12 protein-coding genes are annotated in these 13,166 nt (G+C 58.2%); 4 read left to right on the top strand and 8 right to left on the bottom strand.

The window, feature by feature from the left end:
* Window positions 1-12 precede the first annotated feature (12 nt).
* Window positions 13-2,079: a carbon starvation CstA family protein gene (locus tag BLU63_RS14950; protein ID WP_077749404.1), complete on the bottom strand. Its 2,067-nt coding sequence runs from the start codon at window positions 2,077-2,079 to the stop codon at window positions 13-15.
* A 159-nt stretch (window positions 2,080-2,238) separates the two neighbouring features.
* On the opposite strand from BLU63_RS14950, the gene BLU63_RS14945 reads away from it, so the two are divergent.
* Window positions 2,239-2,607, top strand: coding sequence for a PilZ domain-containing protein (locus tag BLU63_RS14945; protein WP_083375715.1), 369 nt, complete (start codon window positions 2,239-2,241; stop codon window positions 2,605-2,607).
* 128 nt (window positions 2,608-2,735) lie between these two features.
* Here BLU63_RS14945 and radA read toward each other — a convergent pair whose 3' ends face one another.
* From radA to katB, 3 genes are read right to left on the bottom strand one after another with little or no spacing between them, the layout of a single operon-like run.
* Window positions 2,736-4,103: a DNA repair protein RadA gene (gene radA, locus BLU63_RS14940; protein WP_010467488.1), complete on the bottom strand. Its 1,368-nt coding sequence runs from the start codon at window positions 4,101-4,103 to the stop codon at window positions 2,736-2,738.
* Window positions 4,104-4,148: 45 nt separating this feature from the next.
* On the bottom strand, window positions 4,149-4,691 hold the full coding sequence (locus tag BLU63_RS14935; protein ID WP_083375714.1) for an ankyrin repeat domain-containing protein: 543 nt from the start codon (window positions 4,689-4,691) through the stop codon (window positions 4,149-4,151).
* Window positions 4,692-4,751: 60 nt separating this feature from the next.
* Window positions 4,752-6,293, bottom strand: a complete 1,542-nt coding sequence (gene katB, locus BLU63_RS14930; RefSeq protein ID WP_077749408.1) for a catalase KatB — start codon at window positions 6,291-6,293, stop codon at window positions 4,752-4,754.
* A gap of 285 nt (window positions 6,294-6,578) precedes the next feature.
* Between katB and mscL the strand changes: the two genes are divergently transcribed.
* Window positions 6,579-6,992, top strand: a complete 414-nt coding sequence (gene mscL / locus BLU63_RS14925) for a large-conductance mechanosensitive channel protein MscL (RefSeq protein WP_010467482.1) — start codon at window positions 6,579-6,581, stop codon at window positions 6,990-6,992.
* Between the two features lie 48 nt (window positions 6,993-7,040).
* On the opposite strand, the gene BLU63_RS14920 is transcribed toward mscL, so the two are convergent.
* Window positions 7,041-7,817 (bottom strand): ferredoxin--NADP reductase, encoded by a 777-nt coding sequence (locus tag BLU63_RS14920; RefSeq protein WP_083375713.1) that lies wholly within the window; start codon window positions 7,815-7,817, stop codon window positions 7,041-7,043.
* 345 nt (window positions 7,818-8,162) lie between these two features.
* Here BLU63_RS14920 and BLU63_RS14915 point away from each other — a divergent pair, with 345 nt between their 5' ends.
* Both BLU63_RS14915 and BLU63_RS14910 read left to right on the top strand, forming a co-directional pair.
* Window positions 8,163-8,873, top strand: coding sequence for an autoinducer binding domain-containing protein (locus BLU63_RS14915; protein WP_077749409.1), 711 nt, complete (start codon window positions 8,163-8,165; stop codon window positions 8,871-8,873).
* 189 nt (window positions 8,874-9,062) lie between these two features.
* Entirely contained in the window at window positions 9,063-10,187 is a 1,125-nt protein-coding gene (locus tag BLU63_RS14910) for a methyltransferase (RefSeq protein ID WP_083375712.1), read from the top strand.
* Window positions 10,188-10,268: 81 nt separating this feature from the next.
* On the opposite strand, the gene BLU63_RS14905 is transcribed toward BLU63_RS14910, so the two are convergent.
* The 3 genes from BLU63_RS14905 to BLU63_RS14895 are packed head-to-tail and all read right to left on the bottom strand — an operon-like array spanning window position 10,269 to window position 12,944.
* On the bottom strand, window positions 10,269-10,436 hold the full coding sequence (locus BLU63_RS14905; protein ID WP_010467474.1) for a DUF2474 domain-containing protein: 168 nt from the start codon (window positions 10,434-10,436) through the stop codon (window positions 10,269-10,271).
* 57 nt (window positions 10,437-10,493) lie between these two features.
* Window positions 10,494-11,501 carry a cytochrome d ubiquinol oxidase subunit II gene (gene cydB, locus BLU63_RS14900; RefSeq protein ID WP_083375711.1) on the bottom strand — a complete coding sequence of 336 codons (1,008 nt, stop codon included), beginning with the start codon at window positions 11,499-11,501 and terminating at the stop codon, window positions 10,494-10,496.
* Window positions 11,502-11,504: 3 nt separating this feature from the next.
* Window positions 11,505-12,944 carry a cytochrome ubiquinol oxidase subunit I gene (locus BLU63_RS14895; RefSeq protein ID WP_010467471.1) on the bottom strand — a complete coding sequence of 480 codons (1,440 nt, stop codon included), beginning with the start codon at window positions 12,942-12,944 and terminating at the stop codon, window positions 11,505-11,507.
* Between the last annotated feature and the right edge of the window lie 222 nt (window positions 12,945-13,166).

Here is a 13,166-nt window from a genome sequence, read left to right as displayed (position 1 = left end):
TGCAATCCTCGATTACGCATCCGGCACCGCCTGGAACGGTGCTTCTTTATCCGTGCGTCCTTTGCTGCCCCAGGCGGAGATACCGACCTTGAGCGCATAGAACAGGATGCTGAAGACCACGAACAGGAACAGCGCCGTCAGCGTTGCGTTGGTGTAAGCGTTGAAGATCACGTGCTGCATCTGAGTGATGTCCTTGGCCGGGGCGAGGATCTGACCGTTGGCCAGCGCATCGCTGTATTTTTTCGCCAGCGACAGGAAGCCGATCGCCGGGTTGGCGTCGAACAGCTTGATGAAACCGGCGGTGGTGGTGCAGATCAGCAGCCACACGGCTGGCAGCATGGTCACCCAGACGTAACGTTGGCGTTTCATTTTGATCAGCACAACGGTGCCGAGCATCAGCGCGATACCGGCCAGCATCTGGTTGGAGATACCGAACAACGGCCACAAGGTGTTGATGCCGCCCAGTGGATCGATGACGCCCTGGTACAACAACCAGCCCCACATCGCCACACAACCAGCGGTCGCGATCAGGTTGGCGGTCCAGGACTCGGTGCGTTTCAGTGCTGGCACGAAGGAACCGAGCAAGTCCTGCAGCATGAAACGCCCGGCACGGGTGCCGGCATCAACAGCCGTCAGGATGAACAGCGCTTCAAACAGAATCGCGAAGTGATACCAGAACGCCATGGTGTTTTCACCCGGCAGGACACTGTGCAGGATCTGCGCGATACCGACCGCCAGGGTCGGCGCACCGCCGGCACGGGCCAGGATCGTGGTTTCACCGATGTCCTTGGCCACCGCTTGCAGTGCTTCCGGGGTGATTGCAAAGCCCCAGCTGCTGACGGTTTGGGCCACGGTCACCACATCGCTGCCGACGACTGCCGCCGGGCTGTTCATGGCGAAATACACACCTGGCTCGATCACCGAAGCCGCCACCATCGCCATGATGGCGACGAAGGATTCCATCAGCATGCCGCCGTAACCGATGTAACGGGCGTTGACTTCGTTATCCAGCAATTTCGGCGTGGTGCCGGAGGAGATCAGCGCGTGGAAACCCGAGACCGCGCCACAGGCGATGGTAATAAACAGGAACGGAAACAGACCGCCCTTCCACACAGGGCCAGTACCGTCGATGAACTGGGTCAGCGCCGGCATCTTCAGCTCAGGCATGGTGATCAGGATGCCGATCGCCAAGGCCACGATGGTGCCGATTTTCAGGAAGGTCGAGAGGTAGTCGCGCGGCGCCAGAATCAGCCAGACCGGCAGCGAGGCGGCTACAAAACCATAACCGACCAGCATCCACGTAATCTGTACGCCAGTGAAGGTAAAGGCTTTGGCCCAGACCGGATCGGCGGCAATCTGCCCACCGAGCCAGATCGAGCCCAGCAGCAACAGCACCCCGACCACGGAGATTTCGCCAATGCGGCCCGGGCGGATGTAGCGCATGTAAATGCCCATGAACATCGCGATCGGGATGGTCGCCATCACCGTGAATATGCCCCAAGGACTTTCGGCCAGAGCTTTCACGACAATCAATGCCAGCACCGCGAGGATGATGATCATGATCAGGAAGCAGCCAAACAGCGCAATGGTCCCGGGGATGCGGCCCATTTCTTCACGGACCATGTCGCCCAGGGAACGGCCGTTGCGGCGAGTGGACATGAACAGGACCATGAAGTCCTGAACCGCACCGGCCAGCACCACGCCGGCAATCAGCCACAGCGTACCGGGCAGATAGCCCATCTGTGCAGCCAATACCGGACCGACCAGCGGCCCCGCGCCAGCGATGGCGGCGAAGTGGTGACCAAAAAGAATGTGTTTGTTGGTGGGGACGTAGTCCAGACCATCATTGTTGAGCACGGCGGGGGTGGCCCGTCGCGGGTCGAGTTGCATCACATTGTTGGCGATGAACAGACTGTAGTAACGGTAGGCAACCAGATAAATGGCCACGGCTGCAACCACAATCCACAAGGCGTTGATCGCCTCGCCTCGACGCAATGCCACGACACCAAGGGCGCACGCTCCCACGATTGCCAGCAGCAGCCAGGGTAGATGGCGTAGCAGGCTATTATTATTTTTCATTTTATGATTCCAGCCAGGGTGGACAAGAAAGACAGCCACCCCGAGTTTAGCTCGCCTGACGGCAAAGGCCATACCCCGACATTGGTCTAGAGGACTGTCCTCACTGGCAGGCTTTGACCGTGGCGGTCTATAGTCAGCGAACATCAAGAGGATTGCGCCATGAGTGAGCTCCCCGCCGATCGCCGCCGCTTCAAACGTATTGCGTTCGATGCCAGAACAGAGCTGAGCCAGGGGGAATTAACCTGGCCGGTGAAGCTGATCGACCTGTCACTCAAGGGACTGCTGATCGAGAAGCCCGAGCCGTGGCTGGGTAATCCGGACTGGCATTTCCTGGTGGATATTCATCTTAACGAAGACGTCGAGATCAAGATGGATGTGATGTTGACCCACGATGATCATGGTCAACTCGGGTTCGTCTGCAAACACATCAGCCTGGAATCGATTGAACGCCTGCGGCGGTTGATCGAGTTCAACGTGGGGGATCCCAAGGAACTGGAGCGCGAATTGGGCGCGCTCATAGAAGTCTGAAGGCTCAACACTGATCCAATGTGAAGCGAGCTTGCTCGCGAAAGCGGAATGCCAGTCGACATAAATGTTGAATGTCAGATCGCTATCGCGAGCAGGCTCGCTCCCACAGGATTGTGTGCTGCCTGCGACTACTCGAACAATGCGTCGAGGGCCTGCTCCAGACGGGTCACGGCAATAATCTGCAACCCCGGCGGCGCTTCCTTGGGCGCATTGCCCTTGGGCACGATGGCGCGTTTGAAGCCGTGCTTGGCGGCTTCCTTCAAGCGTTCCTGGCCACTCGGCACCGGGCGCACTTCGCCCGACAGCCCGACTTCACCGAACACCAGCAAATCATGGGGCAGCGGGCGGTTGCGCAAACTGGACATGACCGCCGCCATCAGCGCCAGGTCGGAGGCCGTTTCCAGCACCTTCACCCCACCGACCACGTTGAGGAAGACGTCCTGATCGTGGGTCGGAATCCCGCCGTGACGATGCAGCACCGCGAGCAACATCGCCAGACGATTCTGATCCAGCCCCAGCGTGACCCGACGCGGGTTCGCCAAATGGCTGTCATCCACCAGCGCCTGGACTTCCACCAGCATCGGCCGCGTTCCTTCCCACGTCGCCATGACCACGCTGCCCGGCACTTCTTCCTGCGCACGAGTGAGAAAAATCGCTGACGGGTTGGAGACTTCTTTCAGGCCCTTGTCGGTCATGCCGAAAACGCCCAACTCGTTGACAGCGCCGAAACGGTTTTTCACCGCGCGCAACAGACGCAGCCGTCCATCGGATTCGCCTTCGAAATACAGCACCGTATCGACCATGTGCTCCAGCACGCGCGGCCCGGCCAAGGCGCCTTCTTTTGTCACGTGGCCGACCAGGAAAATCGCCGTGCCGCTCTGCTTGGCATACCGCACCAGCAACGCGGCACTTTCCCTCACCTGCGACACGCCGCCCGGTGCCGATTGCAGTTGTTCGGTGAAGATGGTCTGAATGGAGTCGATCACCATGACCTTGGGCTTTTCGACCCGGGCGGTGGCAATGATGGTTTCGATGCAGGTTTCGGTCATCACCCGCAGCTGATCCTGCGGCAGGCCCAGACGTCGGGCGCGCATGGCCACCTGCTGCTGGGATTCTTCACCGGTGACGTACAGCGCCGGCATGACTTTGGCGAGGTTGCACAAGGTTTGCAGGAGAATGGTCGACTTGCCGATGCCCGGATCACCGCCGATCAGCACCACCGAACCATCCACCAGGCCACCGCCCAACACCCGATCGAGTTCACTGGACGCGGTGGAGAAGCGCGGAATCTCTTCGACGCTGACTTCGGCCAGGGTCTTGATCTGAGCCTGCTGGCCGGTCCAACCGGTGCGACCGCTGGGTGCTGCGGCACCGCCGCTCTCGACCATGGTTTCGGTCAGCGTGTTCCAGGCCCCGCACTCGCCGCACTGGCCGGCCCACTTGGGGAAGGTTGAGCCGCACTCGGTGCAGCCGTACATGCGCTTGGCCTTGGCCATCTGAACTCCCGGCAAAAACCGCGATGATAGCTCAGCTGACGCGGATCAGCGCGGCACCGCTGTGCGGATTTCACCGTTGGCCAGACGCGCGGCGCTGTTGCCCAACGGATCTTCGGCATTCAGGTCGGCGCCCTTGGCCTTGAGCTCATCCAGCAATTCGACTCGCTTGAACAGTCCCGCGTACATCGCGGCCGTCTGGCCAGCGCCGTTACGTTGGTCGGGGCTGCAATGGGCGGCCAACAGGGTTTTGGCGATCTGGATTTCGCCCTTGAAAATGGCGCCCATCAGGGCGGTGTTGCCGCGCTGATCCTGCGCGCAGGCATCGGCCCCTGCCGCGAGCAAACGGTCCACGGCGGCTGCCTGGCCGTGATAGGCCGCAAGAATCAGCGCGGTGTAACCCTTGCTGTCGCGGGTATCGAGGGCGTAACCAGCCTCAATGAAGGTATCGAGCATCGGCACATCGCCACGGCGGGCGGCGTCGAAGTAATAATTTTTCAGTTGAGCCTTCAGCGCTGCGGGATCTTCGGCCGGCGCGCCGAATACGCTGAAACACACGCACGCCAGAAACAGCGATAGGCAAAAACGCATGGCAATCTCCTTGGTCTGACGGGACCTCGTCAGAGGCCCCGCTTTTTCAGGCAAACGCGATCAGTCCGCCAGCTTGGCCGCCAGTGCCTTGACCCGGCCCAGATCACCCTTGGCCACCTTGGTCACGCCGCTCCCGTATTCCGGGTCGGCCTTATAAAGGAAGGACAGGATGATGTGCTTGCTCTCGTCATCGGTGGTGGCCAGTGAGCCGCCGAAGCTCTCGATCAGGTCCTTGCGTTCTTTCTTGCTGAACGAGCGATACAGATCGCCGGCTTGCTTGAAGTTCTGCTCACGCTGGATCTTCGCCTGCTGCGTGCTGCCCGACAGGGCCGACTGGCTGTAACGTGCGGTTTGCGACTCGTCACGAGGCAGCAAACGGCTCGGCTGATAATTCACGCCGCTGCTGCTATGGCCGATGTTCATCGCGCCATCCTGATTACCGTTGTTCACGGCGACCTTGGGTGCATTGATTGGCAATTGCAGTGCATTGGCGCCCAGGCGATACAGTTGAGTATCGGCATAAGAGAACACCCGTCCTTGTAATAAGCGATCTTCGGAAGGTTCGATGCCAGGAACAAGATTGGCCGGTGCCATGGCAACTTGTTCTGTTTCCTGGAAGACATTTGCCGGATTTCGGTTCAACACCATTTGTCCAACTTTTCGCTCAGGAACTCCGGGCCAGATTTTGGTTGCGTCCAATGGATCGAAATCAAACTTGTACAAGTCTTTAGGATTTAACACCTGGACGTACAAGTCCCATTTTGGAAAGTTACCCTTGTTAATATGAGACACCAAATCATTAGTCATATGACTGTAGTCTCGACCTTGAACGTTGGTTACTGCTTTTGGATCGAGATTATTAATCCCCTGCAGACTTTTCCAGTGAAACTTCACGTAGTGAACTTCACCCTTGGCATTAACTAACTTGTAAGCATGAACACCGTTACCGTCCATTTCCCGATAACTGGCGGGTGTACCGGAATTGGAATACAACTCCGTCAGCGTGCGAGTGGCTTCTGGAACATGGGAAAAGAAATCGAAGCGGCGGGCATCATCGTCCAGGTTGGTACGTGGGTCCGGCTTGAAGGCGTGGACCATGTCCGGGAATTTGATGGCATCACGAATGAAGAAGGTCGGAAAATTGTTGCCGACCAGGTCCCAGTTGCCGTCCGCCGTATAGAACTTGGTCGCAAAGCCCCGGGGGTCACGCAGGGTTTCTGGCGAATGGTTGCCGTGGACGACCGCCGAGAAACGCACAAACACCGGCGTGCTTTGACCGCCAGCGAACACCTTGGCCTTGGTCAGGTCACTCAGGTCGTCCGTCACGGTAAAGGTGCCGTGGGCACCGGTGCCGCGGGCATGCACGACGCGCTCGGGAATGCGCTCGCGATCAAAGCGTTGGAGCTTCTGGATCAGTTGCACGTCCTGTAGCAGCACCGGGCCATTGGCACCGGCGGTTTGCGAATTCTGGTTGTCGCCGACGGCAGCACCGTTATCGCGGGTCAGGGGGGCAGCGTGGACGGAGAAGGTCAGCAGGCTGGCGGTTAATACGCCAAGGGTACGCCGATGGGGGAAAGCCCCAAGGCCAAGGGTGGAAGTCATATCAGGTTCCTCTGTTTTCAAGGCGCACTCCAAGTGCGCTGCCCAGAGGCTAGTGGCCCGGAGCGCAGAACATAAATAGAAAGAACGTAATGCGATGATTCAGAGAATTGTGTGGCTAATCAGCCCGTTAGCGCGTAGATCGCGCGCGATTGCTGGCACTTTGCAAACTAAATGCCTGCAAATGTGTCGATAAACACGGGCATTGTAAGAAGGCGTTTCGAGCAGGACAGGATTTGCTGATTTACACTGCGTTCACCAACCTCATCTGTAACAAGGAAATAACCTATGGGCGTGATAAGTGAGTTCAAGGCCTTCGCGGTCAAAGGTAATGTGGTCGACATGGCCGTCGGTATCATCATCGGCGCCGCGTTCGGCAAGATCGTTTCATCGTTTGTCGGCGACGTGGTGATGCCGCCAATCGGCCTGCTGATCGGTGGGGTGGACTTCAGTGACCTGGCGGTTACCCTCAAGGCAGCCAACGGCGATATCCCGGCGGTGGTGCTGGCCTACGGCAAGTTCATCCAGAGCCTGATCGACTTCATCATCGTCGCCTTCGCGATCTTCATGGGCGTCAAAGCCATCAACCGTCTGAAACGCGAGGAGGCCGTGGCGCCCACCCTGCCGCCGGTTCCAACCAAGGAAGAAGAGCTGTTGAGCGAGATCCGTGACCTGCTCAAGGCCCAGAACAATCAGCCCTGAAGGCTTGTTGCGTACAAAAGAACGGCGCCTTCGGGGCGCCGTTTTTTTTTACCAGAAGTTCTCCACCGCCACTTGGCCGGGTCGTCGACTGAGGCTCAAGTGCATGTCCCGCTGCTTGAGCAGCTTGCGTGTGTCATCGATCATCTGGGGGTTGCCGCAGAGCATGACCCGCGAGTGCTCGGGCGTCAGCGCCACCCCCGCCACCCGCTCCAGTTCTCCGTTGTCTATCAGCGTCGTGATTCGCCCGTTAAGGGCGCCGGGGTGCTCCTCGCGCGTGACGGTCGCGATGAACTGCAACTTGTGCGCGTATTCGGCCAGATAGTCGCGCTGCGCCAGCCCCGCGATCAGCGCCTGATAAGCCAGCTCGCGGGCTTCCCTTACGCTGTACACCAGGATGATCCGCTCGAATTTCTCCCACACCTCAAAGTCCTGCAGGATCGACAAAAATGGCGCCACGCCGGTGCCAGTGGATAGCAACCAGAGATCACGACCGTCGACGAAACGATCCAGCGTCAGGTAGCCGAAGGCCTGACGGTCCACCAACAGCGTATCGCCGACCTCCAGCCGACTCAGTTCGCTGGTGAACTCCCCGCCTGGCACCACGATGGAAAAGAACTCGAGAAATTCGTCATGGGGCGAGGAGACCATTGAATAGGCGCGCCATACCGTGCTGCCATCGGTCCGGGTAACGCCCAACCGGGCAAATTGCCCCGCCCGAAAACGAAAACCGGGGTCTCGGGTGGCCCGCAACGTGAACAGGTTGGGGGTCAACGGCTGAACGTCGGTCAGGGTCTGGCGAGTGAATTTTTCTGCGCTGACGGTCATGGGGTGCTCCATTCAACAGATGCCCCAGTGTCCCGCAAAGCGAGTGATGTAAACACCGGTGATTTGTAGTGGCTTTAGACGAGCCACCCATTTCCTGGGGTTACTGATGCGATTGTAAGTGCCCCTCCTGTCACACTAACCAAAGGGTACAACACAAAATTCAATAGAAGCATTGGGTACAACATATAACGTTGTTAATCCTGACTAAGAACCAGTTATTTACTTTTCAACCTTTTCAAGAGCAAAAAAATTGCAGCCTCTTCGTAGGAATACTCCTACACTCGTGACGTGCCGGATTTCGGATCCAATGTGCACCCCCCAGATACCCCGTATGGAGTTACGCCAATGGAAATGTGGAAGGAATCACGTTTAAGACAGATATCTGAAGCGAGAGACGTTGGAGATGCCTATGAGATATCACTGGATTTCGTCAAAAGCCTTGGCTTTAATTTTTGTGCATTTTCAATCACTTCTCACTTACGAGGCCCACACTTCGATAGAGTGAATTTCAACAACTACCCAAGTGGCTGGAACGCGGAATATGAACAAAATCACTTCAGAGAAATAGACCCAGTAGTAGCTCATTGCAATCATTCAACAATGCCCATTTTATGGGAAGAAAAGGTTTATTCGAAGACACCAACGCTGTGGCAAGCACAGAAACAACTCGGTTTGCAGTATGGCTGGTCACAATCGCTCCATGGCGACAACGGGCTGCGCAGCATGCTCAGCCTGGCAAGAAGCGACTGCCCCATCACCCCCTATGAATGGTATGAAAAACTGGGCTACACGATGTTCATCAGCAACCACCTGCATGGGCTCGTCGCTAAAAAATTGCCTGATCGCGTGAAGGATTACTGCAAACCGCATTTATCGGCACGCGAGATCGAGATATTGAAACTGTCAGCCGATGGCAAAACCGCCTACGAGATAGGCATCATCCTGTGCATCACTGAACGCACCACAAATTTTCATATTCACCGAGTGATAATGAAACTGGGCGTCAACAACAAGCTTGCGGCAGTGGTCGCAGCCACCAGGGCGTGCTTGATCTGAGCAGTACACCCCTAATAACCAGGAGGAAAAACCTGCGGGTAATCCAAAAGAAAAAAACGTACCATTTGCGGCTCCTCCAGAGTGTTGACGAATGCACCATTACGTCGCAGTCCACTCGGACGGCCCCGCCCGCTACAACGCTTCAGGCAGCGGGACACCACACCCGTTGACTACCCAGAGCCCCGCCTCATGCCCCTGCTCGAAACGCCCTTCGCCCAACTCGATCTGATCCGTCAGCCAGAACAACAGAACGAACCACTGCAAGCTTTCGATGCCGCAGACGAGTACATGCTCAATTATCTGGCCGAGCAGCAACCGGCCGCGGACACCCGAGTGCTGGTGCTCAACGATAGCTTCGGCGCGTTGGCCGCGAGCCTGGCGGGGCACGTTGTGGTGACCAGCAGCGGCGACTCGTTTCTGGCCTTCCAGGGCCTGGAAAAGAATCTGATCCGCAACGGCCAGGCCTTCGATGCCGTGCCGAGCGTACCGGCCAACGAAGCCTTTGCGGGGCCGTTTGACCGCGTGTTGATCCGGGTGCCGAAAACCCTGGCCTTGCTGGAAGAGCAACTGATTCGCCTGCAAAGCCAACTGGCCCCAGGTGCTCAGGTGATTGCAGCAGCGATGGTCAAGCATCTGCCCCGTGCCGCCGGTGATCTGCTGGAGCGTTACATCGGCCCGGTGCAAGCCTCGTTGGCGGTGAAAAAAGCCCGGCTGCTGATCGCAACGCCTGAAGCCAAAAGCCCAGCAGTGTCCCCCTACCCTTCACGCTATCAACTCGACACACCGGCGATCGAACTGCTGAACCACGCCAATGTGTTCTGCCGCGAAGGGCTGGACATCGGCACTCGAGCATTTCTTCCACACTTGCCACAGAACCTCGGGACAGCGCGCGTTGCCGATCTCGGTTGTGGTAACGGCGCACTGGCAATCGCCAGCGCTCTGCAAAACCCTGAGGCCCATTACACGCTGGTGGACGAGTCATTCATGGCGGTGCAATCGGCCGCCGAAAACTGGCGCGCCGCTCTGGGTGATCGTGACGTGATCGTCCGCGCCGACGATGGCCTGGCCGGACAAGAACCGCAATCGCTGGACGTTGTGCTGTGCAATCCACCGTTTCACCAGCAACAAGTCGTAGGCGACTTTCTCGCCTGGCGGATGTTCCAGCAAGCGCGCGAAGCTCTGGTAACCGGCGGTGCGCTGTACATCGTCGGCAACCGTCACCTGGGTTACCACAGCAAGCTCGCGCGGCTGTTCCGTGGCGTCGAGCAAGTGGCGGCCACGCCGAAATTCGTCATTCTCAAAGCCCGCAAATAATCGCAGGTAAAAAAAAACCCTCCGTGACAGGAGGGTTTGAATCCGTGCCGCAAGGCAACGGGGATGGGAATGTCGGGTGTTTCAGTGCGTGGACAGACCTGCGGCGTTCATGAACATGCGCATCAGGCTGGCCACGATAAACAGGGCCCCCACGCTACCGACCCAAATCAAGGCCAACCAACCGAGCCGCTGCCAAAGCGGTTTTTTCTCTGCCGCCTTGATTTCCTCCAGGGAATGTTTGCCAGCCATCATCTTGACCTCCTCTGAAACGGCGCAGGTTCAAGCCCTGCGCCATTGTCGTGTGCGCTAGTGATAACCGTCTTCGTGGGTCACCTTGCCGCGGAACACGTAGTAGCTCCAGAAGGTGTAACCCAGGATGAACGGGATGATGAACAGCGTACCGACCAGCATGAAGCCCTGGCTTTGCGGCGGTGCAGCAGCGTCCCAGATCGAGATCGAAGGCGGTACGATGTTGGGCCACAGGCTGATGCCCAGACCGCTGTAGCCGAGGAAGATCAGCACCAACGTCAGCAGGAATGGCGTGTAGTTCGCATTGCGGGCCACGGCGCGGATCAGACCGTACATGGTCACCAGCACCAGGATCGGTACCGGCAGGAACCAGAACAGGTTCGGCAGGGTAAACCAGCGGGCCGCGATCTCGGCATGGGCCAACGGGGTCCAGATACTGACGATACCGATCACCGCCAACACCACGAACGCCAACGGCCGCGCCAGATCATGCATCTGCTGCTGCAACTTGCCTTCGGTCTTCATGATCAGCCAGGTGCAACCCAGCAGCGCATAAGCCACCACCAGCGCGAGGCCGCAGAACAGGGTGAACGGTGTCAGCCAGTCCAGTGAACCACCGGCAAACTGGCGATTGACCACCGGCAACCCATCGATGAATGCCCCCAGGGCCACCCCCTGGAAGAAGGTTGCAGCAATCGAACCACCGATAAACGCCTTGTCCCACAGATGACGCTTGTCGTCCTTGGCCTTGAAGCGGAACTCAAACGCAACGCCCCGGAAAATCAGCCCGATCAGCATGAAAATCAGCGGCAGGTACAGCGCCGAGAGCACCACCGAATAGGCCAGCGGGAACGCGCCGAACAACGCCGCGCCACCCAGTACCAGCCAGGTTTCGTTGCCGTCCCAGACCGGGGCGACGGTGTTCATCATCACGTCACGGTCGGTCTTGCCCGGGATGAACGGGAAGAGAATCCCGATCCCCAGGTCGAAACCGTCCATGACCACGTACATCATGATGCCGAAGATGATGATCACGGCCCAGATCAGCGGAAGATCAATACCCATGACTCAAATCTCCTTGGTCAGGCTGGGACCGTGGTCGTCGTCGGCGGAATCGTCGGCGGCGGACAGCGGACGGGCCGGCGTGCGCTTCTTGCCTGGACCACCTTCGGGCGTTTCCTTGCCTTCGTCGATCTTCGGCCCTTTGCGCACCAGGCGCATCATGTAGCCCAGACCGGCACCGAACAGCGCGAAATACACCACCACGAACAGGACCAGCGTGATGCTCATCTGCAGGAAGCTGTGATTGGAGGACGCATCCGCCGTGCGCATCAGCCCATAGACCACCCACGGCTGACGGCCGATTTCAGTGGTGAACCAGCCCGCGAGGATCGCGATCAGGCCGGACGGCCCCATCCACAACGCCAGATATAGGAACGGACGCGAGGTGTACAACTTGTCACTCTTGCGCAGCCACAGGCTCCACAATCCGGTGAAGATCATCAGCATGCCCAGACCCACCATGATCCGGAACGACCAGAACACAATGGTGGAATTCGGCCGGTCTTCAGGCGGGAAGTCCTTGAGCGCCGGCACTTGCTTGTCCAGGGAATGGGTCAGGATCAGGCTGCCCAGGTAGGGAATTTCTACCGCGTATTTGGTCCGCTCTTCTTTCATGTCGGGCCAGCCGAACAGGATCAGCGGGGTCGGCTCATCGCCGTGATTTTCCCAGTGACCTTCGATCGCAGCGATTTTCGCCGGCTGGTGCTTGAGCGTGTTGAGCCCGTGAAAGTCACCGATGACCGCCTGAATCGGCGCCACGATCAATGCCATCCACATGGCCATCGAGAGCATGGTGCGGATCGCCGGGTTGTCCTTGCCGCGCAGCAAATGCCAGGCCGCGGAAGAGCCGACGAAAAAGGCAGTCGCGACGAACGCGGCCGTCGCCATGTGCATCAGGCGGTAGGGGAATGAGGGGTTGAAGATCACGGCGAACCAGTCGGTGGGAATGACCTGGCCATTGATGATTTCGAATCCTTGCGGGGTCTGCATCCAACTGTTGGAGGCGAGAATCCAGAAGGTCGATATCAGCGTGCCGATGGCAACCATGACCGTGGCGAAGAAGTGCAGATTGCGCCCGACCTTGTTCCAGCCGAACAGCATGACGCCGAGGAAACCGGCCTCAAGGAAGAACGCTGTGAGGACTTCGTACGTCAGCAACGGCCCGGTCACGGAACCGGCGAAATCCGAGAAGCGGCTCCAGTTGGTGCCGAACTGATATGCCATGACCAACCCGGACACCACACCCATGCCGAAGTTGACGGCAAAGATCTTCGACCAGAAATGGTACAGATCGCGGTAAGTGTCGTTGTTCGTCTTCAGCCACAAACCTTCGAGTACCGCCAGGTAACTCGCCAGGCCAATGGTGATAGCCGGGAACAGGATGTGGAACGAGATGGTGAACGCAAACTGAATTCGGGCGAGATCAAGCGCCTCCAAACCGAACATAAGTCTTCCTCTGTCAGGTAATACCGGCTGAAGGCTTGCGGCCTGCACCCACTGCCCCCACGGATATGGAGTGTGGCGAATTAGAATTCGTTCTTTTTTTACAAACGTCACAACGTAGGGAGTCTGGCCATCTGGCCACCGGATCATTTCCACAAGGGTCTTGATCTGGATCAAGCAATGGTTAAAAGAGTAGTCCCATTTTTGACGATGGACGGTGTGGTC

It is taken from the genome of Pseudomonas mandelii (genome assembly GCF_900106065.1).
GTDB lineage: Bacteria > Pseudomonadota > Gammaproteobacteria > Pseudomonadales > Pseudomonadaceae > Aquipseudomonas > Aquipseudomonas mandelii.
This window is presented reverse-complemented; position numbering and strand designations above follow the sequence as displayed.